We start from the raw sequence: 23119 nt of genomic DNA, 5'->3' as shown, positions 1-23119 counted from the left end.
TGGCAATATAGATACAGATATTGGTATCCAGCAAATAGCGAGCGCTCATCACAAGGCCTCGCGTTCCTGAGGCGGCGTGTCTTCGCGGCCGTCACGCATGAAGTCGTCGGGTAATGCGATGAGTGTGTCGAAAATTGCGGCTGTGCTGGCCGGTGTCTCACGAAGGATAATTTCATCACCGCGGCGAAATATTTCCACCCGTTGGGTCGGCGTGAATGATGTCATCGACATCGAATTCAACTGGACTGCGGCATTAAATCACAACCCTGATCGGGAGACGGGCGGGCAGAGCAAGCTGGGTTAACCAGGTGTTCCGATTGTCACATAGACTTCGAACGCATGTACTGCTCAAAAAAAGCCGGTTGCGGACGGCGCTGATTCTGCAGGTGGGATGTTAGAGGTCGCGGGGATTTTGGCGTTGGCGAACAAACATTGCTCAAGCGCTCAATAACGGCGAGAATGCGATAGATGCTATAAAAATAATAACTTCCGGCTATCGGTGTGGATAATGCGACAGCATTGTCGTGACTCTCAACCGTAGCCAAGGATCAGCGGCATGCGCATACCAAAACCCTTATTCGATAAACTCGCGGTTAAAGCGTTTTTTCGGCAACCTGGTGCAGATCACCTAGGCTGCGGTTTATTCAACATAAATTTACGCAATCTATTCGCTATCCGGTATTTCGACACTGAGACTGAACATTTATTTTGGCAGGAGCGTTATCTAGTCTTACTCACGCCATTAAAATTTGCATTAGTTTTGGGCGCGAGCGCCTTCCTGGCTTACATCATTTTGGATCTTTACACCGGTAATATTACGCCTGTCGAAGCCTTGTCGAGGCTGCCTGTTGTATTAGTGCTACTGGGTTTATTCAGTTATTTACAGGTCAGCCCACATGCCGTAAGTCGCATCAATACCATCGCCAAACTCGGCGCCGGTCTGTCCGCCTCGCATTTATTGGTTGTGATGTTGTTCGATGGTGACCCCAGATATTATGAGGACACCTGGCCTGGGTTGCTGCCGATGTATTTTTTCAGCTACGGACAAATGTTCATGTCGTTACGCGCCACCTTGGGGTTTGGCTGGTGCACCGCAGTGGCGATGCCGTTAAGCGGTGCGTATATTGGCGTGGAAACCGTCGCCCTGATCCCTTCAATATTGAATCTGCTGATCGTCAATATTTTTGGCTTATGTACCCGTTGCCAACTGGAAGCCTACTCCCGGAGATCCTTCCGCGAAAAACGCAATGCGGAAAATAGCACCGAGGACAAAACCCGCTTTCTGCATCAGCTCAGCCATAATCTACGCCAACCGTTGCAAGCGCTCAGTTGCTATTCCTCTGTGTTAGATACCGCTTGCAGCCAGCAAGACAATCATCCTATACAACACATTGCCGGTCGGATGGGCCTGGTGATAGACGAACTCAACGTAGCGGTCAACCATGTGCTGGATATCGCCAATTTGGAGTCAGGTAAGCAAATTCCGTTGTTGACGAATGTCGATATCAACCTATTGTTAGCGAGATTGGAAAATCAATTCACCGCCCAAGCCGCCTTACGCGGACTAAAACTAAAAGTCTGCTTGCGTCAATCGCCGCCTTACAACATCTACAGTGATGCCTGTATGCTTAGTCAAATCATCGGCAACTTGATCGATAACGCTATCAAATACACCGATAGAGGCTGGATTGTGGTCGCAGCCGTCAAAATCGGCCCTGAGCGATTAAAACTGCATATTGTCGACAGCGGAACGGGTATTATCGAAACCATGCGCGATGACATTTTCAAGGAATTTTTCCGCAGTAACCGCCGCCAATCTGATCATCATTCTCAAGGTTTGGGTATAGGCTTGGCCTACGTCTCAGCAGCCACCAAATGCCTACCGCAGCATAGCTTGCAACTGTATTCCAGGCCGGGGCGCGGTAGCGATTTTCAACTCTATTTGCCAATTGCCGTAAGCATGCCGAAAATCGGCACTGTCATGCCTTTGGGATACAGTCTTGCCGGTAGTTTCGTCATGCTGATAGATGACGATTTTGAAGTGCTGGATGCGATGACCAAACAACTGGTGACCTGGGGTTGTTTGGTGCAATCGCTATCTTGCAAAGCGGAAACGCTGGCTGCGTTGGCGGAAAATATCCGTGCGCCGGATTTATTGATTAGCGATTTTTACTTGCAAGAGCGGGAAACCGCGCACGACATTATCGAAGCTGTGTACGCCGACTGCGGCCCGCTTCCGACCATCATCCTCTCGGCCCGCGCCATTCCGGATCAGGAAAAAGCCAAATTGCCCGCCGATACCTTGTTGTTGCGCAAACCGGCGGGGCCTGCGAATTTAATGGAAACCATGGCGCGGGCGTTAGGCCGCTAAGCCTTCAATTTCCGACTCCCGGCTTGCCGAACACAATCCCCTGCTCGAACACCTTGACCAGCAGCTCCGCCCGCCGCGCCACGCCGAATTTCTGAAAAATCGGCCGCAGGTGGTTGCGCACGGTCTGTTCGCCGATACCGAGCTCTTTGGCAATCACTTTGTTGCATTTGCCTTGCACCAGCCAACTCAATACCTCGAACTCCCGCGGCGTCAAACCCAGGCTTGTCGGGTCGGATGGAGGGCGAATGTCGGCGTCAACCGTTTTTACAGGCGGCAAAACCGGCTGCGGCCCAACCGCCGAGGCCGGCAAGTACACCTTGCCGGACAGCACATCCCGCAAAGCCTCGACAAAAGCCTGCCGCGACACGGTTTTGACGATAAACCCCATCGCGCCCTGCCGCAACGCCTCGAATACCAGTTCTCTATCGTCCAATCCAGAAAACATCACCACGCATAAATTAGGGAAGGCTGTTTTCAATTCCTGCAGCCCCTTCAACCCATCTGTGCCCGGTAACTGCACATCCAGCAATACCAGATTCAAAGGCGTGTCGCGCGCCAACAGCAAGCCCTCTTCGAAGTTATCCGCTTCGAAGACCTGTAGCTCAAGGATGATTTGTTTCAACAAACACGCCACGCCTTCGCGGGCGCAAAAATGGTCGTCGATGAGCAGGACGTTCATCTATGGGTTGCCTATCAAGATAACGTGACTCGCAAGTGTAGCTCTAAACTGAGGAGTCATTATCCAGTACGTTTGTACCATTACGAAAGGTGGCTGGATAATAGTTTATGGAGGCTGGAGAATCACGCCGAGATTAAAAATAGTGGAACTTTGAAAACCCAGGAGGAGTGCTGGTTGACGTGTATATATATCCACGATTAGGTTCGATAGAAAATTTTCGGATGTTCTATTGTAAGGTTTTGTAAGGCTCCTTGACCGCCCTCATCTTCGAACCGTTTGTGCAGCATGAACCTGAGTAGCCTATCTATGAGATTAGGCCCGCATTTGGCTATCAATACACGGCAACTTTTTGCTAGGTGTTTATTACGGAGAACTGAGATGAAAATGGCAATTAACCCGGCATGGCTAAGAAACGCGGTTTTATTGTTTGGAGTGTTATTTTTGCTGGCAGGATGCGCTAACATCAATACGCTCAGCCGGACCACGCCGCTGGATTTTAGCAATAACGAAGGCAAGGCAGTCCATTTGGATATCCAACAACGACTGTTTATCGTCAACCAAATGGGTAAGTACTGCGCGGAACCCAGTCCGGACGCGTTAGCAGCCTTTGCTGCGGCTTTAGGCATTGGGGCCAGTGTGCCACCTTATGGCACTGGTTCGTTAGCTGCTAGTGGCAGTTCGAGCGTGGCGAGTATCGGCCTCAGGACCCAGTCCATTACCCTGATGCGTGATGCTCTCTATCGCATGTGCGAGGCTTACGGTAACAAAATGCTGAGCGGGCCTCAGGTTATGGCGCTGTTGAGCCGCAGCCAAGATTTAACGGCCGTCATTCTCGCCACCGAGCAACTGACGGGGGCTGTTGTTGCACAACAAGCAGGTTTATCTAGTAGTGCCTCGGCTGATGTTACCTCGGTGATGACTGCCACCTCTCAATTGCTCGAAGTGGCCTTGAAACAACAACAGCAAGCCCAGAATAGTTTAGAACAAGCTATTGAGCGGAAAAGCGATAGCGAAGGCAAACAAAATCTGGCCCAAGCGGAACTTGCATCAGCCCAGTCTAATAGAGAAAATAATTCAGGAGACGATACTGCTGGACAAAGCGCGGCCGCAAGGCTATTGCGAGCCGAGAGAGAACTTGCGACCGCCGATCGCGAAGTTGCTTTGGCGGAGGAAATTCGCGCTCTGCGGCAAAAAACTCTCGACGCAGCAACGGAACGCGTCGAATCTTTAAAAGCTACGCTGGACTCTGGTGCAATAACGGCCGCAGCATCATCCTCCGGTAGTGCTGAGTTTTCAGGTAGTGGAAGTTACAACCGCCTCAATGATCAGTCAACCGTAGCCATAGCAGGAGCGGTATCCAGTATGGTAAACAACGTGCTGAATAAACCCTATGTCTTGGATTATTGCATGGCTATAGTCTCGTCGGATGACACCAGTAAAGCAGCGCAATATTTTAGTCTTTGTCAAGATGTCATTCTAAAAGCCATTAAGATAGATGAAGCCAGGGTTACCGGAACTTCAGATGAGTTTGACGGTGGCGATCTGAAAACCACTTCCTGCATCGAATCTTGGCTCGATTCAGGGGCTGCAAATATGGCGAAGTTGACCAAATGGCGCGAACTAACGGCTGGCGGCATCGATCACGTCACTTTTATGATCGGCAAAAGTGCTAACAGTTTGCGGGTTGCCGCAGTTAAAGATCTATCTATTTCTTGCAATTAAGGAGGTTTAGATGCACAGGCTAGAAAACATACCGAAAGACCAAGTTACCTTTTCTGTCAAAGAAGCGTTACGGGCGGGTGCCAGAAGAATAGAGATAAGAATACAACCATTTGATGGCAAATATACCCTTATTTGGTGGGAGTTTTAACTGTATTGACCGTGTGACAGGGACGGTAGCTCCGAATACGCTTCGCTATTCGGAGCTACCGCTTACCTTTATATCCATGGGGTCAAGCAAATTGGCTATCTCGGGAACAACTTGATCCAGTTGCTAACCTTTCCCAACCTGCAACATTTCCCGCGCATGCGCCAGCGTATTCTCGGTGATAGTCACCCCGCCCAGCATGCGGGCGACTTCGTCTACGCGTTCTTCCTCGCTCAAACGCCGCACCGTGGAAGAGGTGACTGCGGCATTTTGGTTTTTCGCCACAAATAAATGTTGATGCGCTTGCGAAGCGACTTGCGGTAGGTGGGTGACGCACAATACCTGGCGGTTTTGGCTCAAACGCCGTAGTTTCTGGCCGACGATTTCGGCGATGCCGCCGCCGATGCCGGAGTCGACTTCGTCGAAGATCATGGTGGGAGTGGTTTTGTCGGTGCTGGTGGTGACCTGTATCGCCAGACTGATGCGCGACAATTCGCCGCCGGAGGCGACTTTGGTCAGCGGTTTGGCCGGCAGGCCGGGATTGGTGCTGACCAGAAACTCGATGCCGTCCAGGCCGTTACGTTGCGGTTCGGCGGCTTTGTCGCTGTTAATGTTGACCAGAAACTCGCCGTGCGGCATGCCCAGTTCCTTGATGGTGTTCGAGATGCGTTGCTGCAATTCAGTTGCTGCCGTTTGGCGGGATGCGGACAGTTCGGCGGCCAGTTGCCGGTAGTGTTTTAACTGGTTATCGCAGTCCTGCGTCAGACTTTCGATGCGTTCGCTGCTATGGCTGATGTTATCCAGTTCGGTCGCCAGTTGAGCGGCCAGTTGCGGCAGTTCTTCCGGGGTGGTTTTGTGCTTGCGGCTGAGGTTTTGCACGATGCCGATCTGGTTTTCCAGCCAGACCAATTGCTGTGGGTCGGCTTCCTGATTTTCCAGAAAGCGGCGCAATTGCTGGGCGGCTTCACCCACTTGAATCTCGGCTTCGTTGAGTAATTCGACGATGGTATTCAATTCGCCGGCGTATTCGGCCAGTTCGCCGATGGCGTGTATGCAATGTCCCAGCATTTGCGCGACCGATTGCTGATCGTTGTCGTACAAAATATCCAGTTGCTGTTGGCCGACCCCAAGTATCTTGCCCAGATTGGCCAGTTTGTTATGTTGGTCCGCCAAAGCTGGATAATAGAAATTGTCCAGATCCAACTGCTGCAATTCCTCTAGCTGATAACGCAGCAATTCTTCCCGTTCTGCCTGATCGCTGCCGGCTTTCAGCAGTTGTTGCAGGGTTTTGTGGGTTTGCTTCCAGGTTTGGTAGCAGTTATTCACGGCTTCCAATAAGGCCTGATTTTGCGCGAAGCCATCCAGCAGCAGGCGCTGTTCGTCTTTATCCAGCAGGGTTAAATGGGCGTGTTGGCCGTGGATTTCCACCAGCTGCCGGCTGAGCGCCTGCAGGGTTTGCAGATTGACCGGCCGGTTATTGATGTACGCTTTGGAGCGGCCGTCCTCGCTGATGGTGCGGCGCACCAGACATTGGCCGTCGTCGTCCAGCTCTTGTTGTTCCAGCCAGTGTTTGACCTGCGGTGCCTTGCTTAAGTCGAACTCCAGATTGACTTCGGCGCGTTTGCTGTTGGGCCGCACGTAACCGGAATCGGCCCGGTCGCCCAGCGCCAATCCCAGCGCTGTCAGTAAAATCGATTTGCCGGCGCCGGTTTCGCCGGTCAGCACCGACATGCCGGGGTCTAAATCCAGGTCCAGGGCGTCGACGACCGCTAAGTCGATGATGTTCAGGTTTAACAGCATAGGTCTGGCGGTTTAACCGCGGCTCCAGTTGAGTTTGCTTCTGAGGATATTGAAATAATCGTGGTCTTCCGGATGCAAAATTTTAATCGCTTTGTCGGCTTTTTTGATGACGATTTTATCGCCGATCAGTACATCGGGTATTTCCAGATGGTCGCAGGTGACCAGGGCGTTGATCTGCTTGGCATCGGTAAAACCGATTTCGATCTCTACATTATCGTCTATCACCAGCGGCCGATTGGACAAAGTGTGCGGATTTAACGGCACCAACACCAAGGCGTTCAGGCCGGGATGCAGAATCGGCCCGCCCGCCGACAGCGAATAGGCCGTGGAGCCGGTAGGGGTGGCGACGATCAAACCGTCGGACCGTTGGGTATTCAGGTATACGCCGTCTATGCTGGTGACGATTTCTATCATGCTGGGTGTCACCCAGCGGTGCACCACCACTTCATTGACGGCGGTTTGCCGGTGTATTTCCTCGCCGTCCCGGTAAATAGACGCATGCAGCAGGCAACGCTGCTCGGTTTTGTGTTGTCCGGCCAGAATCTGTTCCATTCGGCTGGTGAGTTGCTCCGGCGAAATATCCACCAAAAACCCCAGCCGGCCCAGATTCACGCCTACCAGAGGTATCTCGAAATCGGCCGCCGCGCGGGCGGCGGCCAAGAAGGTGCCGTCGCCGCCGACCGCGATGATCAGGTCGCAATATTCAGGCAAGCGGTCGATATGCAGTCCTTTAACGTCGGCATTTTCGATCAGCTCAACGCTCTGGCTATCCATTAGAACCTCATGCCCACGGCCATGCAGAAATCCGTATAGCTCCCGTAGTGTAGGGGCTATGCCAGGGTCGCCGAATTTGCCGACGATGCCGATACGATGAAAAGGTGTGGGCATGGGGTGAAAATAGTTGAAAAAGCTGTGCTGGATTATACAAACAATCCCGTGGCGGCGTCTGCCGATCGTCTTGGCATAGTAGCCGCTACTCACGTGGAGGGATAGATATGCGGGCGGGCCAAAAAGGCAAGGCCAGCAACAGGGCGCATAACAACCAGTTAAGTAATTGGTGATTTTGAAGCGTGTAACCCAGCGCTATCGGCAGGCCGGCCTGGAAGTCGGGGTGGGCTTGTATAAAGTCGTAGGCCGACATGAAGGAATAGGTTTCGCCCGCGATCAGCGCCAGCATCCCAAACCCCAGTAAATAGCTCAGCAAGCCTTGTTTGGGATGTCGAACTGGGCTGCCGGTCAATTCAGCGAGGTTGATTCTTGGCCGGCCTTGGTTTAACCAGAAACAGGCCGCCACAGCTATCACGCCCAATGCCGGAATGCTGAATTGGGCAATCGGGAAACTCAAATAACGGCCGTCCCAGGCCAAGTGATATGTCTTGTAAATGGCCAGCGCCACGAAAAACAGATAGCCGTATCGCAGGGCTTGCGCATATGGCTGGGCTGAGGCACGTTTGCTTAACACGGCATAACAACGCTGCAGTAACAGACCGGCCAGGACGGCGCTGGCGGCCACCATGAACAGCGTGTAACTTTGCTGCCAAAGACTGTAACTGGTATGCCAAAGCAAATCGGCCTGATTGACCAAGCCAATGCCAAACAATTGCGCAAAGGTTAAAAATACCAGCAACTGCGCCAAAGATAACCTTTGTAGCGAACTGAAACCAATGCCGACGACCAATAAGCAGAAGCCGGTGGCCCAGGCAAAATGCATTATCCAAGCAGGATTTTCCGTGACTGGTCCGGTTAGCGGAAATACCGGTTCGCGATCGATATCCAACAAGCCCCAGTTGGCGCCGACCACGCCTTCGCTGTTACTTTTCCAGGGTTGGTTAAACGCTTCGACGATGTTGTAGTCGAAACCTTGTTGATTGGCAACCTGAATCAATTCGCGGATGAAGCGGGCTTCGTTGACCACGCTGGGCACGGCCGCGCCGCGTTGCCGGCCGATGGCCGGCCAGCCGGATTCACCGATTAAAATCGGCTTGCTGACATCCAGGCTGTGGGCTTTATCGGTAATTTGCCGGACGATTTTCCGCACATGGGCAGCGGCGTGTTCAATCGCCACCGGTTCGTCTTCCCAGTAAGGCAGGATATGGATGGTAATAAAATCCACTTCCTTAAACAATTGCGGATATTGCATATAGCTCGACCAGACATCGGCATAGGTAACCGGTTGTTTAATGGCCTGTTTTACTTGGCGGATATAGCCGATCAGGGTGTCGATATCCATATCCTTGCGCAGCAGCACTTCGTTGCCGACGATGACTCTTTTAACCACATCCCAGTTTTGGTTGGCGGCATCAATCAAGGTCTGGATTTCTATTCTATTTTCCGGATGCCCGTCGCCCAGCCAGGCGCCCATCATCATATCGACGCCGTATTGCCGGGCAAAGGCGGGTGTCGGCTGCATGCCGCCGCGTACCGAGTAAGTGCGAATGCTATAGGTTTTATTGGCCACGGCTTGTACATCCTGGTCTACATGCTCGGGCAACGGGAATTTTCGCGTGATGGGGCTGAAGCCGTCGTGATAGGGGGCGAACGACAAGCTGCGCAATTTACCCGATGGTACATCGGGGCCGGCGTCACGGGCTTGGTTGTGGAACCAGGCAAATGTGGCGTGAATTACTATGATTAATAGCAAACTGCTAAGTATTTTGACGGATGGCATAGAAGGTTATCGGAGCCGGATAAAGAGCAAAAGGTGGCCGATTATACCCGGCTTGCTAGAGTTAAGGTTTGCTGGCGGCGGCGCTTTGGCGACTGTAAGCGTTAAAAAATTGGCGAGCGGTACGGCCGTTTTTAGCGGCGTTCTGATGGGCAAAATCCAGCGCCGCTTTATGTAGAACCGCTCTGTCGCCGCTAAAATCGACGAAATAGCTGTCGACAATATCCAGAAAGGTGGGGGTGGGTTGCGGATAAAAGGCCAGCCGTAGACCGAATCGGTCCGAAAGTGAAATTTTTTCTTCTATGGTGTCGGAATAATGCACTTCACCATCGATTAACTGGGTATCCAGGTTGTCGCGCATGTGCTCGGGTAGCAAATGGCGGCGGTTGGAGGTAGCATAAAATAGTACGTTTTCGGGCGGCAGTTCGATGGAACCTTCCAGTACGCTTTTTAAGGGTTTATATAAGGTGTCGCCGTTATCAAAGGATAAATCGTCGCAATAGATAATGAAGCGTTGCGGTTGCTCGCGAATATCGTCAACTATTTCCGGCAGATACAGTAGATCCTGTTTATCCACTTCGATAATGCGCAGCCCCTGATCTCGGTATGCGTTTAACAAGGCTTTCACCAAAGACGATTTGCCGGTGCCTCTGGCTCCCCAGAGTAAGGCGTTGTTGGCCGGCCGGCCGGCCAGGAAACGTTCGGTATTGGCCATCAATTGCTGTTTTTGGGCATCGATGCCGAAAAGTTGCTCCAGGCGTATGGGATCCGTTTGTTTTACGGGGCGTAAAAACGCCTGACGCTGGCGCCAGATGGCTGCAAAAGTGGTGTTCCAGTCAATCATAAGTCATTTCAAGGGTGGAAAAAAATCGGTGAAGTTAGGTTATCCAGCTGGCTTTATAACAAAGTATCCTTAAAAGTAGCGATTTTAAGATTAAAATAATCAGAACAATTACAATAATAAATGTGACGAACTTCACGTTTGTTCTAAGCTTAATGTTGAAATGAGCGCTATTCTTCAAAGACCGGCTACCAAGAATCATTCCCAGCGGAACCAAACCACGGTAAGACTATGAATCGACAGTTTTTAAAAGTATCCTTTTTTCCCGTTCTGTTAATCATGCTAAATGGTTGCAGCACCTCTCAGACAAACTATAAACGCGATAAAGCCATTCCCTACAGAGCCAATATTTCGCATGCGCCCAATCAGGCCAGGAATAATATTGCCCCCGCGAGTTACACCGGCCTGTTTCCCAAGCCGGCCGCTTTGGAGCCCGCGGTGGATTTTTGGCGTAAAACCTATGCGGTTTGGCGGCGCTCGGAAGTGGCTTACCATGATGATCGATTCATGGACGTCGTTTATGAAGTCATGCCTTTGCCGGGATATGTGGCGGAAGGCTTGACGACCGAGCAAAAAATGGCGATGAGCAGTCGGCGCGATTTCTGGAAATCACGTTTGAGCGAACTGGAAAACAAATTACGTTATAACGCCGCCTTGAATGCCGATGATCGGCAGTTGATTGCTAAACTGGAAAGCAGCGGTCGGCCGTTAAACAGTATTTTGCCCGGCGCCGGCGATAGAGTCAGGGCGCAGCGCGGTACTCGGGAGCGTTTTAAGCGCGGTCTGGAAATCAGCGGTAAGTACAATTTGCAATTTAGAAAAGTGTTTCGTGATGCCGGATTGCCGGAAGAGTTGGCTTATTTGCCGCATGTGGAATCTTCATTCCAACCGTCGGCGCGCTCTTCGGCCGGTGCCGTCGGTATGTGGCAATTTACCAAGGCAGCGGCACAAACCTTCATGCCCGGCAATAACCGAGTGGATCAACGTTTAGATCCGTTTATTTCCGCCAACGGTGCCGCCAATTATTTGAGTTACGCCTATAGAAAATTAGGTAATTGGCCGGCGGCGTTGACCTCTTACAATCATGGCATCGGCGGGATGAACCGGGCGCAAAACAGAATGGGAACCGATTTTGTGCGGATTGTAGAGCAATATGACGGCCCGGCCTTTGGGTTTGCTTCCCGGAATTATTATGCGCAATTTTTAGCGGCGCGGGAAATCGCCAGCAATCCGGAACCTTACTTTCGTGAAGGCATATTTTACGAAACGCCTATCCATCCGGGACAGTATCTGGCGGCGGAATAAGCACTGCCCGGCAGTTTCAGATCATGATTTTGCCGGGTTGAGATTTTAGGTGGGAAATCGCCTTAGGTTGCATCCATTTTGTAGCCATAACCGCGCACTGTTTTCAGCAGTTTCAGCTCGAAATTATCATCGATCTTGCGGCGCAGCTGGCGGATATACACATCCACCACATTGGTTAAGGGGTCGGCGCTATAGCCCCACACCTGTTCCAAAATCCGGGTACGGCTTAACACCTTGCCCGGCATGCGCATAAAGCATTCCAGCAAAGCGAATTCCTTGGGCGTTAGTTCTATACCGGTGTCGCCGCGTTTGACTTCATGTGTATCCACATTCAACAACAAGTCGGCCATTTGCAGTTCTTTTGAATCCAGTTTGATTTCGCCGCTGCGCCTGCGCATCAAAACTTCAATCCGCGCCAACAGCTCTTCAAAAGCAAACGGTTTGGTCATATAGTCGTCGGCACCCGAACGCAGACCGGTGACTTTGTCTTGAACCGTATCGCGGGCGGTCAGCATCAGGATAGGCGTATCGACGCTGTGCTTACGCAGCCGTTCGCACACTTCGCGGCCGTTGATGTCGGGTAGGCCCAAATCCAGAATAATCGCCTGAAATTGGCTCTCGCAACCTATGGCGATGGCGTCCTGTCCGCAGCGGGCCGTTTCCACGGCGTATCCTTCGGCCTTCAGGCCGCGTTCGACAAAATCGGCAATCCGTTTATCGTCTTCGACTAACAGAATCCGTAGGAATCCGAAGTCGCCGTTATGGTTGGATTTAGGGGGAAGTTCACTCATGGGAATCTTGGTCCTCGCCTGTGGAAATTAACGGCAATTTGATGGTAAAGGTAGTGCCGGCGTTTACGCAACTATCGACACTGATTTGACCACCATGCGCTTTTAAAATGGATTTTGCCAGCGGTAAACCCAGACCGGAACCGTCATCGTGCAGATGGCGGGCATTTTCGCTACGAAAATTACGTTCGAAAATGCGTTCCAGATCCTGGGAAGGGATGCCGATTCCCTTGTCGGTCAGACTGATGTAAACATGGGTTTCATCCAGCCAAGTGTTAATTATGATCTGTCCGCCGGGTTTTGAATAGCGGCAGGCATTATCGCCTAAAATAAATAAAACCTGCCGCAGACGTTGTTTGTCGCCGAACAACCAAATGGGTTGTTCGGGCGCGGTATAGGACAGGCAAATAGCGCTTTCCTCCGCCATCATCTTAAAATCTTCCACGCTACTGCTGATTAATTCCGTCAGATCCAGTTCGTCCCATTCAAACTGTAGATTGGCGGTTTCGGAGCGAGCCAAAAATAACAGATCATTGACATATTTACCCAGTTGCATGGCTAAGTCTAGGATACGCTGCAGAGTGTCTTTATATTCTTCCGGATCGCGTTCATGGCCGCGCAGCGTCACTTCGGCCTCGCCTCTGATCACCGTGATGGGGGTACGCAGTTCGTGACTAATGTCGGCCAAAAATTCGCACCGTTCGGCGTCCATACGTTTTAAGGCTTGGTTTAATTGTTGCAGCTCGTAGGTGCGTTCGGCGACCCGGTTTTCCAACTCCTCTCGGCCTTGGCGCAATTTTTCTTGTTGCACGCCTAACTCGATCGCCATTTTATTGAAGTGGCTGGCAAGATAGGCAAACTCGTCGCGGCTATCTAAAATGATACGGTAGTTTAAATTGCCCGAGGCGATTTCATTAGTGCCTTGCATTAAGGCTTCTATGGGTTTTTTGACTCGCCCCAGTAAAAATACCCCGGCGGTCAGGCTGAAAATGGCGGCAATTAAAGCCGCTGAAATAGTCACCCAGCGCGATTGAGCGACCAGATTTTCTAGTTCTTGTTTGGCTTGAGCGGCTTTGTCTCGCTCGGCGTGGATGGCGGCGTCGATCAGCGGCTGAAATTTGATGTCGATTTCTTCATCCGAAAACTTGGATAAGGCTTGCAAGGCCTCGTTTCGTAGCCCTTGTTCCCGTAATCGCTCGACTTCGTTAAAACGGTATTCGCTGGCGTCCAGAAATGCGGTCAGGTTGGCAACCCGTTCCAGTTCGGTGGCCTTCTCCGGGTTGCGCTGTTGCTTATCCGCTATCAGCAGCGGATCTTTTATCGCTTGTTCCCGAAGCGCCTGCATGGCTTCCAGCAAACGCTGCTTGGAGGTTTCCAAATCGGATTCCGCCTTAGTGCCGCTGGTGATCAGCCTATCCATTTGTTGCTTGAAATACCGGTAGGCTTCCTGCGATAAGTTTTCGTAGTGGTCAAAGGCTTCGAAAGCGGTTTGACTGCGTTGGAAATGTTTGGCGACTTGGTCGGCCCCCCAATACATAATGCCGCCCAACAGCAACACGAAACCAAAAGAAACGGCAATGACCAATGCCAGGCGAAAACGGAACATGCTGATTAGTTGCTGTCTACGCTTTCATCCATTTGTTTTTCCATGGTGCGAATGGCCTCCAGTTTTTCCCTCAGTAAGCGGTTTTCGTTTTTCTGGGGGCCCGCCGGTTCTTTTGATTCCAAAGTGGTTTTTATTTTCTTTTGTTTTTGCTCGACTACGTTCAGTTTTTCCGCTTGACGATGGATGCGTTGCAGGGCCTGGGTATGAATAGCGATAAGGCGCTGCACCCGTTCATCCGACGCATATGCAGGACTGATGGCGTGGACGCCGGCGAGTATGGTTGGGATATCCCCGCAGGCATTGGATAACAAGCGGCCGACCATCAGATGCAACTGTTTGCCATCCGAAGGCGATATTTTTTGAGTGTTAAGCAGAGATTTGCATAGTTCAGCCCTGCCTGCATCGGACATGCTTGCCATGCTGGCGCCAAAAGCCAGCAGTTCATCAATGCCGGACTGTGCATAGGGATCGTAACGGTTTTGTGCATCTCTATCGTTAGCGGAATTAAACCCCGCGCAGCCGGTTACCAGTAAAACATTCAAAATCAAACAAAGTAGCCGTATGGCTCGTAAAAGTGGCATAAAAATTCCTGAATTTAGGCTGCAATATCCAAGGGTATCTGAACTCTGACGCGAGCACCCAAATGGTCCTGTCTCGGGTCGATAAATTCGATCTGCCCTTGGTGGTGGGCGACATATTCACGCACCATGGCCAATCCCAAACCGTGGTTTTCGCCAGGTTCGGTTTGAGCGGTCGGGTTGCCCCTGTAAAATGGTTCAAACACCTGCAGACGGGTATCGGGCTCGATGCCGGGGCCGTCGTCTTCAATTTCCAGTTCCATGACATTGCCGCTATCCCGCAACATAATCCGGATTTCGCCGTTTTCAGGCGAAAATTGGATGGCATTGGCCAGCAATTCCTCGACAATACCGCGGCATTGCTCCGCTATGCCTTCTATCTGTAAAGGTTTGATCAGTTTTTTCACGTGGATCGATTTGGCTTGTAAAGCATCCTCGAAACTCTCCAGCGTGGTTTCCACCAGTTCGTGCATATTTAGGATCTGTATCTCCCGAATAGGCTGGGACGCTTGAATCTGGCTGTATTTTAACAATTGTTCGGAAACTGTCTTCAGCTTGTCGACGCTGGCTTCCATTTGAAGCGCAAGCTCGGTTTCCGTGTGCGAGGTAAACTGTTCGTCCGGCGTGGCCAGTTGTCCAGCGCCATGACGGATTTGTTGTAAGGGTTGTTCTATTTCTCTAGCCAGATTTTGCATCAATTGTTGCTTGGACGATTCCAGCGAAATTAAATGCGTGCGTAGCCATTCCAGACGCTCGCCGAGATAACGTAAATCGGCCGGTCCGCTGACTTCGATCGGTTCCTGCAATTCGCCGGACCCCAAGCGGCGAATAGCCGTGTCCAACTGGCGCATTGATCCCGATAGTACGTTGAGTAAGGCCAACACCAAGGCACAGGAAAGCATCAGTAAAATGGCGCCCTTGATTAATAAACCTTGCTCCAGGGACTCCGATAACTGGCGCAATTCGTTAAAAGTATGCTCGACATGATTCTCAAATTCGCGCGATAAAACATTGGAGGATTCCCGTAAACCTTGAAACGCTTCATCTATGGGTAATTTAAAACTATTGTCGGTTTCCGAGCCGATGATTTGTTGATAAATCAGGTTCTCCTTTTCGGATAATTCGTTTACCAGCAGGGCAATTTTGTTATCCACGTGCAGCTTCAGCAAATCGCTCAGCGACTGTTTGAACGATGCACGGGCCGCCTCATAGGATTCGCGTTCATAGGGTTGCCGAAGCGCGGGATCGGATAACAAAACAAACAGCCGGGCTTTGCGCTCTATATCGGATGATTTCTGCAATACCGTGCGTATGGTTTTGGTTTGTTCGAAAACCTGAGAATTAATGGTTCTACCAAGCTCCGCGGTTTCCCGCAGGCCGTATGCGGCATACATTACGCCCAGAAAGAGTGGAATAACAGCTGTGGCAAAGCCCAGTACGATCAGAGATTTTAACGATAAAAGATTCTTATATTTCATCCGCACTCAACAAAGAAAATAACGTGTCCATAGTACCGACAAATTCAGATTTCATGAAAATTAAACTTTGAACGGTGTTTAGATTTTTGCATCGATTCGATGAAGTGGCAGTCTACAAATAGTTTTAAGACCAATGCATGGTTTGGCAATAAAAGCATTTGGCTGGTTGGAGTTTTATAGCATTATGATACCCTTAATTTAGCACGCTTTTCATGTTGCGAAGCCGTTTCGTCGTTTTCCCCTAACCGAACTATGAAAACATTGTCCCAGTTAACATTTTTGTTTGTTGCAGGGCTTGCGCAAGTGCTTGTGTCAACAACTGCGAACGCGGATGTAATACAGTTCCCCGCGCCTACGGCCAGGCCTTTATCGGCGCTGCTGCTCGATTTAGGCACTGAACCGATGGCGGTTCCCGAAACGGCGCAGCTCAGTCGGACGGCAGGCGAGTTATTGCTGAACGCAGCAGACGCCACGGTTCAGGTTGATAAAAATGAAGCGGTTAGTCTGCACCCGGGGTTTGGCCGATGGGGCGTGGATTTTAGATTTAAACTGGCCGCCGCTCCCAAGGCGGGCGTTTATCAGTTTTGGGCGCGCTGGCGTCAGGGCGGCGAGCCCGATCTCTGTGTGCAACGTTTTGAAATTTGGGCGGGGCCGGACCTCGAACATTTGGCGCAACGGGCAATATTTAGTCTAAAGCCCAAGGGGTGGGAGCCGGCCTGGATCGGAGCGGACTCGACACTTTACTTGAAGGACGGCGATAAAGTTATCGAGCTGCGTAATCACGGTGCCGGGCAAGACGCCAAAGCCTTTGATGCTTTTTTACTGGCCCAACCGCAAACCACGTTACCCGTTAGTGGTAGCGTTAATCATCCGCTGCTGCTGCTGGAGTTGGGCAATACCCCTCGTTTAGCCGCTGTGGATATACAGACGGATTTACAGGTCGATATCGGTAGTGCCCAAGCAGGGCAGGGTGCCGAATCCCTATTGACACTAGACGATGAAGTGCAAGTGTTTCATGCGGGTTTTGGCGATTGGGCAGCCAATTTCAAATTTCCGCTGCAATCCAGCATCGTGCCCGGCCGCTATCGTTTTTTCGCCCGTTACAAAAGCGGCGGGGAAGTATCGCAGGTCGCGCAGCATTTTGTGCTCAAGGCCGGCGCCAAGCCGGAGCAATTAGCGACCCGTGCCGAATTAGTGACGACCAATAACACCCCATGGCAATATCAGTGGCTGGCGGCCGAGGAAAGCGTCACCCTGTTGCCGGGCGACCGTTGGTTGGAAATCGATAACAGCGGCAAGGCTGATGGCGCCAAGGTATTCGATGCGTTTTTACTGCAACTGGAAATGCCGGTAGGGGAATGGATGAGCCCCGAGCAGGCTCAAGCCAGAAACCGCTTTCTCGCCCAGTCCCGGCCGGTAGCAAATCCAGATCGGCGTTTGTACGTACTGGATGGCAAGGGCGAGGGGGATAAAGTCTTGTTTGCCGGTCTTTCAGCCACCGCGGCCCAAGCAACGGGTCGACAATTGCCCATAACCTATTTGCTCGGCGAGCCAGCCGAAACGATGGCAAGGCAGTTGAATATTTCGCAATTACCGGCGGCTTTGATCAGCGACGATCATTTCACGCTGCTGGGCGTATTGAGCAATCCGAAACACGCAGCCGAGGTAGTGAATTTTCTGGCCGATCCGGACAAAGCCGGCGGCATGCCTGTCCCGCCGACAGTCGTTGCCGATACACCGAAACCGCTGCGGAACGGCAGGCCGGCCGCATGGTTGGTGGGCGGTTTGCAGGACGGATTGGCGGGAGTGTCGATCGCCGGTTTGGATACCGAAACGATACTGCGGCCTAATCCGGGGCAGCCCTATTTGAGCCTGCAAATGATGGGCGGGGAGATGAAAAGCTGGCAGCCTGCCGCGACCCAAAGCGATGCCAGTGTGGAAATACTTAAAGCCGCGCCGCATGCCTACGGCTGGTCGCGCGGTACCGGATACGCGCAGCTATATTTGCATACCGAACACGCGACCGATGTTTGGCTGCATCTGGCCCAATCCGGCATCCAGTCCGCGGGTTGGCTGGACGGACAAGCCTTTCGGTTTGCGGTTGATTCCAAGCCACCCGGCGGCTTTTCATCCAGCGGCGGCGCAATCGCCGGCTTGCTAACGGGGCTGACCACGGAGGGTTTGCCGGCGACAGCTATTGCCGAGCGCCGGGAAGCACCGCAACTCGCCAAACTGGCGTTGGCGCCCGGCTGGCATAGTCTGTTGCTGAAACTGACCATGCAGCATGATCAAGGCCAGCGTTTTTCCTTTACAGCCCAATTCACGGATGCCAACGGTCAGGCCAGCGAGACTATTCAGACTCGACTTAGCGACCCGGCCGCCGAGCTGGCTTTGAACGCCATCGCGGCCGGAATTCGACCGTTGGTATTCGTCGATGCACCCGCCAATTTGCCGCATCCGGGCGAGCCGCTAAAACTGCGGATGGATATGCGCTGGCAGCCGATATTGGAACAACAAACCCTGCCGGCCCCGCTACCTCGCTTTCAGGCCAAATTGCGCTTGCGGCTGAAGGACTATAACGGTAAGCAGATCGCCGTACACGAAATCAGCAGTCTTTTTCCAGGTCAGGTTGAAATCGATTTGGGGCCGATTGCCGAACCCGGCTATTACGCGGTTTATCCGTCGTTATATACCCCTGACGGCCACTTGATTATGAACTACCCGTCCGACGGTTTTTCGGTGGTGGCGGGTAATGTGGCACAAAGACAGCGTCTGGCTCTGAAAAAACTCTGGAATAACGATTATTACGCCTTGGCCGACGGCGATAATAGTTTCGGACAGGCCGGAGCGTATTTTAACTGGCTGCAACGCATGGGTATTTTTAACAGTTTTGGCAGTTATCCGGGCTTCGATAACCAATATCAAAGCCAGTGGCGGCGCGCAAAGCAGTTGGGATTGCAGCTGTTTGCCGATTCCGCCGGCGATAGTCATTGGCTGAATGACCAAGCGGAACAAGGGCGCAATTTCGTCAATGCCGCCGCCGCTTATACCCGCTACTTCAAAGCCAGCAATGAAATTGATATTCGCTACGAACCTGAATGGCAAAAATTGCGCGATCCCGGGCATTGGCTGGAACGGGCCAAGCGGGAATTTCAACTGGCGCATCAGGCGCGCCCGGATGCGCATTACCTGGGCGGCAGCTTGGTGCGGCCGGGCGAGGGCGATTGGTTCAAGCAAGTCTTGCAACTGGGGCTGGACCAATACCAGGATGCCTGGGATGTACACGCCTATCCGCAAAATGCCCCGCGCTTCGGCGAGCCGTTGGGCAACGGCAGTACCGAAGACGAACGCGGGGTGCTGGCGGTTTATGCCGATTTGGGCAAACAGAACAGCCTGCCGTTTTGGCTGGGCGAAACCGGCGCTAAAGCCATGCACGGTGTTAGCGGTCGGCGCTGGCAAGCCGAGCAGGCGGCCAAGATGATTGCCTGGGTGAATAGCCGTCAGGATTATCTGGGCCTGGCATTTTGCATTGCCCACGAATACGATCTGGCTTATGGTCGCATTTGGGATTATTCCATGGGACACAAGCCGGGCGAGGCAGCGTTATATACCGCCAGCGCCTTAATCGACGGTTTGCCGTATCAAGCTGTCGATACCCGCGATGCCGCGATTCAAGCAGCCTATTTCGGAACTACATTGATGATCTGGCGCGACGATGCCGGCGTCTCTGATTGGCCGTTACAGCTCGATCCAGGTAAAAGCTGGGTGGTGGTCGATGTGGTGGGTGCGCGCCGCGATTTGCCGGTTGACCAGACGGGGAGGGCGTATTTGAATATTTCAGCCAGCCCGGTTTATGTGTTGCAACAGCGGGATTACCAAGCCTTAACCCGCCATTGAAACAATGGATATGCTGCGCTGCTTATAGACTATAGCTTTTGCCTATCGAATTTCGGTATCTCGATTGCTTTTCCCTTCGGGGTAGGGCGCGAAGGATAGCCGTACGCATGGCTGTTTGTTGAGCAAGGTAACCGGCACAAAAAAGCCGGGTTACCCCGGCTTTAACTATTGGCGATGTTTATTTATATTTCGAGTGAAACATCTTCCAAGGACGCTAAGCAACCCAGCCCCCTGGCAAATTCCTGTATCTCGCTGGCCATGTGAAAATTGAGGATGGAGTTTGTCTTTAAATCCACGACTGCGTACTCGACAAGCGGCTCATTCTCTTCCAGCCTCGGCTTGTACTTCATGAGTTTTTTGGATTCTTTAGCCAGCTTGCGATTAATTCTTGCTGTAAGTGCGCGAATTGATACCAATTTTTTCATGCTTAATCTCCATCCGTTAGTAGGAGGTTCCGAGTATAGGCGTTTATTCGCCCGCTTGAAACAGCCAATTTCCAAGCCCAATGTGACCGCCTTCAAACACTGGGGAATTAATGTTGTGTGGGAGGAACAGGCCAATAAAGGCTTTAAGCGGGCTAAATGCGATTGAAAAGACTGGGTTTGCGGAATGCTGAAGGCAAATTTTCGGGTGCTAAAAAACAACGATTTATAGATCCCACGCTCCAGCGTGGGAATTATTGAACGAGTACTCGATTGGCCTTATTCAAGTTTTCATGGTTATGTTGAGTAAGGCATTTATTTGGAAAATTGGCGAAATGTTGAGGAAGTGGAAATTAATGGTGTTGAGCCACGCGAACGATGCGCCTCCTATCGGTGCTGGTTATCGGCTTGAAAAACGTGCGGTTGCTAACTCCAGCCAGAGGCAGAGTATGTTTATTATGCCGGTCGAGCAGGATGGTCGAGGGCGGGATGTGAGGCAGCAGATTCAGGATTTGATGGCTAAAGAAAACCAGGCATTGCTCGGAGAGGCATTTCGCCTTTTCACCTCGCGGGAGAGGGCCGCGAGGAGGGAATCATAAGCGTTTTCCTTGCTTTAATTTCCTTCGCAACTAGCTGCTGGAGACCTATATGGGTACAGATAGTAGGGCAAGGCAGGATCGTCGGCTATAAGATGCTAAATTTTGTAATTAGTTGAGTATATAGGAAAAATTAACCGGCAATTGTTTTGTAATACGAAATAAACAATACGATGAATGCCTGATTGAAAATATTAATTAGGGGTATATAGTTAAACCGTACTCAACAACGACTGAAAACATTTCAAGGTGGCGAATATGAATAGATCCAAAAATGTGTATAGAGACGTCATGACCAAGTTGTTTCTGGTTACGGGTATTTTGAGTTTTATGTCCGGTCAGTTTGTAGCGTCTACCTTTTTGTTCGGCATGTCGTTTTTTAGCAGTAACCTGATTTTAGCTAAACCCGTTCGTAGCTAAGTTTTTCTGTGTGACCTCCCTGCTTGTCAAGCGGTAACTCCTGTGCCGCATACTCTATAGCCTCTATCCTTGTTCAGGGTAGAGGCTTTTTTTGCCTGATTTTAGCCAAGATACCCCCCCTTTGGGCTGAAGGCGCCGCGTTTGGATATTTTACTGTCTGCAATGGCTTAAGTATCGACGTCGTTGGCCGGACCGCTTGATAAGCATCCTCATAAATCCTTAATTTCAGACTCATCCGATCTTAATCTAATCAGTAGTTGTTCCTCATCTTGCTTCTGTAACCTTTGTAACCAAGGGTCGCGAGTCGATTTTTTCGATGCGCGGCGGCGGAATGGCGATAGCCGTTCGATTGTTTACAGAGAAACAGGGGTTTAACAACAATGCCACTCGGTTTGGGAAATATCTTCAACGGGCTGTTCAAGCAATACGGGCACACGGTGATCCTGTTGTTGAGGGTTATCGATGTAGTCATGTTATTGGCTGCAGCCTGGCTGGCGCATTACTTCTGGCTGCCGGACAATGTCATAGACCAACATTACCGCTTCGTGATTGCCTTGGGCGTGTTGGGCGCCATCATTTTTTTCGAAATAGGCCAGGTGTACCGGCCCTGGCGCAACGATGCGATGCGCGGAGAAATTCCGCGTATCGTGCGGGCTTGGTTACTGGCGCTACTGACGGTGGTCTCCATCGTGTTTTTGGTGAGAATGCATTTCTGGTTCGGTTCCAGTTATCGCTGGATCGCCTCCTGGGGTGTGCTGGGTTTGCTGCTGGTGTTGGCCGCCCGCGGCGTGATGTCACGGATACTGGCCTGGTTGCGGGCCCGCGGCTGGAGCCAGGGGCGTATCATTTTAGTAGGTCTGAATCATATGGCGGTTGCCGTCAGTCGGCAGTTGAACCAGTCTTCCTGGGCGGGTTTGCAGGTGATCGGTTTTGTCGATGATCGGGAAGAAGATAGATATTCGGTTGAGGATTATGCGCTGCCGCGGCTCGGTAAATTAAGCGATCTTACCCATATCGTGACCCAACAAGCGGTGGACGAAGTCTGGGTGGCCTTTCCGGGCGCGTCTCTGGCGGAACGGGTACAACACGAACTGCGACATTTGCCGGTCAGTATCCGTTTGGTGATCGATTGTTTTGCCTTTAAACAAAGCAAGTTCCTCAGCCTGAACACGGTGGCCGGTATTCCCACCCTGGATGTGTCGGTATCGCCTTTGCATGGCATCAACCGTTATATCAAGGAACTGGAAGACCGGTTGCTGGCGCTGATTTTTCTACTGCTGATCAGCCCATTGATGTTGCTGATTGCCATCGGCGTCAAACTCAGTTCGCGCGGGCCGGTGTTTTTCCAACAGGAACGGGTAGGCTGGAACAATCGCAAATTCGTGATGCTGAAATTTCGCTCCATGCCGGTCAATACGGAAGCCGAAACCGGCGCGGTGTGGGCCAAGCCCGGCGAAAGCCGCGCCACGCCCTTCGGTGCCTTTTTACGCAAAACCAGTCTGGACGAATTGCCACAATTGATCAATGTGTTGCGAGGCGATATGTCATTGGTCGGTCCGCGCCCCGAGCGCCCGGATTTTGTGGAAGTGTTTAAGGAACAAGTGCCCAATTACATGAAAAAACACATGGTCAAGGCCGGCATCACCGGTTGGGCGCAAGTCAACGGCTGGCGCGGCGATACCGATTTGAACCAGCGCATCGAACACGATTTGTACTACATCCAACATTGGTCGCTGTGGTTCGATCTGGAGATTGCCTTACGTACCGTTGTAACCGGTTTTGTTAATAAAAATGCCTACTAGGAAA

At 51.6% G+C, this 23119-nt stretch carries 18 protein-coding genes; 7 read left to right on the top strand and 11 right to left on the bottom strand.

Annotation, left to right across the window (positions count from 1 at the left end; translation table 11 throughout):
- Positions 1–48: 48 nt before the first annotated feature.
- On the bottom strand, positions 49–231 hold the full coding sequence (locus tag M0R33_RS05865) for a hypothetical protein (RefSeq protein ID WP_292566423.1): 183 nt from the start codon (positions 229–231) through the stop codon (positions 49–51).
- Between the two features lie 325 nt (positions 232–556).
- Here M0R33_RS05865 and M0R33_RS05860 point away from each other — a divergent pair, with 325 nt between their 5' ends.
- Positions 557–2371 carry an ATP-binding protein gene (locus tag M0R33_RS05860; RefSeq protein WP_292566420.1) on the top strand — a complete coding sequence of 605 codons (1815 nt, stop codon included), beginning with the start codon at positions 557–559 and terminating at the stop codon, positions 2369–2371.
- Positions 2372–2375: 4 nt separating this feature from the next.
- On the opposite strand, the gene M0R33_RS05855 is transcribed toward M0R33_RS05860, so the two are convergent.
- On the bottom strand, positions 2376–3050 hold the full coding sequence (locus tag M0R33_RS05855; protein WP_292566418.1) for a response regulator transcription factor: 675 nt from the start codon (positions 3048–3050) through the stop codon (positions 2376–2378).
- Positions 3051–3428: 378 nt separating this feature from the next.
- Between M0R33_RS05855 and M0R33_RS05850 the strand changes: the two genes are divergently transcribed.
- Positions 3429–4772 carry a hypothetical protein gene (locus M0R33_RS05850; protein ID WP_292566416.1) on the top strand — a complete coding sequence of 448 codons (1344 nt, stop codon included), beginning with the start codon at positions 3429–3431 and terminating at the stop codon, positions 4770–4772.
- A gap of 271 nt (positions 4773–5043) precedes the next feature.
- Here the strand turns inward: M0R33_RS05850 and recN are convergent, their stop codons facing one another.
- From recN to M0R33_RS05830, 4 genes are all read right to left on the bottom strand, one after another.
- Positions 5044–6717, bottom strand: a complete 1674-nt coding sequence (gene recN / locus M0R33_RS05845) for a DNA repair protein RecN (RefSeq protein WP_292566413.1) — start codon at positions 6715–6717, stop codon at positions 5044–5046.
- 12 nt (positions 6718–6729) lie between these two features.
- Complete coding sequence (locus M0R33_RS05840) at positions 6730–7605, bottom strand: NAD(+) kinase (protein ID WP_292566410.1); 876 nt, start codon at positions 7603–7605, stop codon at positions 6730–6732.
- Positions 7606–7690: 85 nt separating this feature from the next.
- Entirely contained in the window at positions 7691–9385 is a 1695-nt protein-coding gene (locus M0R33_RS05835; RefSeq protein ID WP_292566407.1) for a glycosyl hydrolase family 17 protein, read from the bottom strand.
- A 61-nt stretch (positions 9386–9446) separates the two neighbouring features.
- Positions 9447–10226, bottom strand: coding sequence for an ATP-binding protein (locus M0R33_RS05830; protein ID WP_292566404.1), 780 nt, complete (start codon positions 10224–10226; stop codon positions 9447–9449).
- Positions 10227–10454: 228 nt separating this feature from the next.
- Between M0R33_RS05830 and M0R33_RS05825 the strand changes: the two genes are divergently transcribed.
- Positions 10455–11528, top strand: a complete 1074-nt coding sequence (locus M0R33_RS05825; protein ID WP_292566401.1) for a lytic transglycosylase domain-containing protein — start codon at positions 10455–10457, stop codon at positions 11526–11528.
- 62 nt (positions 11529–11590) lie between these two features.
- On the opposite strand, the gene M0R33_RS05820 is transcribed toward M0R33_RS05825, so the two are convergent.
- The 4 genes from M0R33_RS05820 to M0R33_RS05805 are packed head-to-tail and all read right to left on the bottom strand — an operon-like array spanning position 11591 to position 15978.
- Positions 11591–12319, bottom strand: a complete 729-nt coding sequence (locus tag M0R33_RS05820; protein WP_292566398.1) for a response regulator transcription factor — start codon at positions 12317–12319, stop codon at positions 11591–11593.
- Positions 12312–13922, bottom strand: coding sequence for an ATP-binding protein (locus M0R33_RS05815; protein ID WP_292566396.1), 1611 nt, complete (start codon positions 13920–13922; stop codon positions 12312–12314). Before M0R33_RS05815 ends, M0R33_RS05820 begins: the two co-directional genes overlap by 8 nt.
- Positions 13923–13927: 5 nt before the next feature.
- Complete coding sequence (locus M0R33_RS05810; protein ID WP_292566393.1) at positions 13928–14503, bottom strand: hypothetical protein; 576 nt, start codon at positions 14501–14503, stop codon at positions 13928–13930.
- Between the two features lie 14 nt (positions 14504–14517).
- Positions 14518–15978, bottom strand: coding sequence for a HAMP domain-containing sensor histidine kinase (locus tag M0R33_RS05805; RefSeq protein WP_292566391.1), 1461 nt, complete (start codon positions 15976–15978; stop codon positions 14518–14520).
- A gap of 309 nt (positions 15979–16287) precedes the next feature.
- On the opposite strand from M0R33_RS05805, the gene M0R33_RS05800 reads away from it, so the two are divergent.
- Positions 16288–19875: a hypothetical protein gene (locus M0R33_RS05800; RefSeq protein ID WP_292566388.1), complete on the top strand. Its 3588-nt coding sequence runs from the start codon at positions 16288–16290 to the stop codon at positions 19873–19875.
- A 182-nt stretch (positions 19876–20057) separates the two neighbouring features.
- Here M0R33_RS05800 and M0R33_RS05795 read toward each other — a convergent pair whose 3' ends face one another.
- A complete protein-coding gene (locus M0R33_RS05795) occupies positions 20058–20300 on the bottom strand; it encodes a hypothetical protein (protein ID WP_292566385.1) in 243 nt (80 codons plus the stop codon).
- 254 nt (positions 20301–20554) lie between these two features.
- On the opposite strand from M0R33_RS05795, the gene M0R33_RS05790 reads away from it, so the two are divergent.
- From M0R33_RS05790 to M0R33_RS05780, 3 genes are all read left to right on the top strand, one after another.
- Complete coding sequence (locus M0R33_RS05790; RefSeq protein WP_292566383.1) at positions 20555–20896, top strand: hypothetical protein; 342 nt, start codon at positions 20555–20557, stop codon at positions 20894–20896.
- Between the two features lie 255 nt (positions 20897–21151).
- Positions 21152–21313: a hypothetical protein gene (locus tag M0R33_RS05785; protein ID WP_292566380.1), complete on the top strand. Its 162-nt coding sequence runs from the start codon at positions 21152–21154 to the stop codon at positions 21311–21313.
- Between the two features lie 380 nt (positions 21314–21693).
- Positions 21694–23115 (top strand): undecaprenyl-phosphate glucose phosphotransferase, encoded by a 1422-nt coding sequence (locus M0R33_RS05780; RefSeq protein WP_292566377.1) that lies wholly within the window; start codon positions 21694–21696, stop codon positions 23113–23115.
- Positions 23116–23119: the final 4 nt, after the last annotated feature.

It is taken from the genome of Methylomonas sp. (genome assembly GCF_023228165.1).
In the GTDB taxonomy this organism is placed as follows: Bacteria; Pseudomonadota; Gammaproteobacteria; order Methylococcales; family Methylomonadaceae; genus Methylomonas.
Note: the sequence above shows the minus strand (reverse complement) of the source record. Positions and strands in the feature narration are given on the sequence as shown.

What these genes read in the sequence shown, in the direction of transcription:
- M0R33_RS05805 (WP_292566391.1), bottom strand. Translation starts at nt 15,978, where the DNA reads ATGAAATATAAGAATCTTTTATCGTTAAAATCTCTGATCGTACTGGGC.
- M0R33_RS05785 (WP_292566380.1), top strand. Translation starts at nt 21,152, where the DNA reads ATGAATAGATCCAAAAATGTGTATAGAGACGTCATGACCAAGTTGTTT.
- M0R33_RS05835 (WP_292566407.1), bottom strand. Translation starts at nt 9,385, where the DNA reads ATGCCATCCGTCAAAATACTTAGCAGTTTGCTATTAATCATAGTAATT.
- M0R33_RS05850 (WP_292566416.1), top strand. Translation starts at nt 3,429, where the DNA reads ATGAAAATGGCAATTAACCCGGCATGGCTAAGAAACGCGGTTTTATTG.
- M0R33_RS05840 (WP_292566410.1), bottom strand. Translation starts at nt 7,605, where the DNA reads ATGCCCACACCTTTTCATCGTATCGGCATCGTCGGCAAATTCGGCGAC.
- M0R33_RS05855 (WP_292566418.1), bottom strand. Translation starts at nt 3,050, where the DNA reads ATGAACGTCCTGCTCATCGACGACCATTTTTGCGCCCGCGAAGGCGTG.
- M0R33_RS05865 (WP_292566423.1), bottom strand. Translation starts at nt 231, where the DNA reads ATGTCGATGACATCATTCACGCCGACCCAACGGGTGGAAATATTTCGC.
- M0R33_RS05780 (WP_292566377.1), top strand. Translation starts at nt 21,694, where the DNA reads ATGCCACTCGGTTTGGGAAATATCTTCAACGGGCTGTTCAAGCAATAC.
- M0R33_RS05815 (WP_292566396.1), bottom strand. Translation starts at nt 13,922, where the DNA reads ATGTTCCGTTTTCGCCTGGCATTGGTCATTGCCGTTTCTTTTGGTTTC.
- M0R33_RS05860 (WP_292566420.1), top strand. Translation starts at nt 557, where the DNA reads ATGCGCATACCAAAACCCTTATTCGATAAACTCGCGGTTAAAGCGTTT.
- recN (WP_292566413.1), bottom strand. Translation starts at nt 6,717, where the DNA reads ATGCTGTTAAACCTGAACATCATCGACTTAGCGGTCGTCGACGCCCTG.
- M0R33_RS05820 (WP_292566398.1), bottom strand. Translation starts at nt 12,319, where the DNA reads ATGAGTGAACTTCCCCCTAAATCCAACCATAACGGCGACTTCGGATTC.
- M0R33_RS05810 (WP_292566393.1), bottom strand. Translation starts at nt 14,503, where the DNA reads ATGCCACTTTTACGAGCCATACGGCTACTTTGTTTGATTTTGAATGTT.
- M0R33_RS05795 (WP_292566385.1), bottom strand. Translation starts at nt 20,300, where the DNA reads ATGAAAAAATTGGTATCAATTCGCGCACTTACAGCAAGAATTAATCGC.
- M0R33_RS05825 (WP_292566401.1), top strand. Translation starts at nt 10,455, where the DNA reads ATGAATCGACAGTTTTTAAAAGTATCCTTTTTTCCCGTTCTGTTAATC.
- M0R33_RS05830 (WP_292566404.1), bottom strand. Translation starts at nt 10,226, where the DNA reads ATGATTGACTGGAACACCACTTTTGCAGCCATCTGGCGCCAGCGTCAG.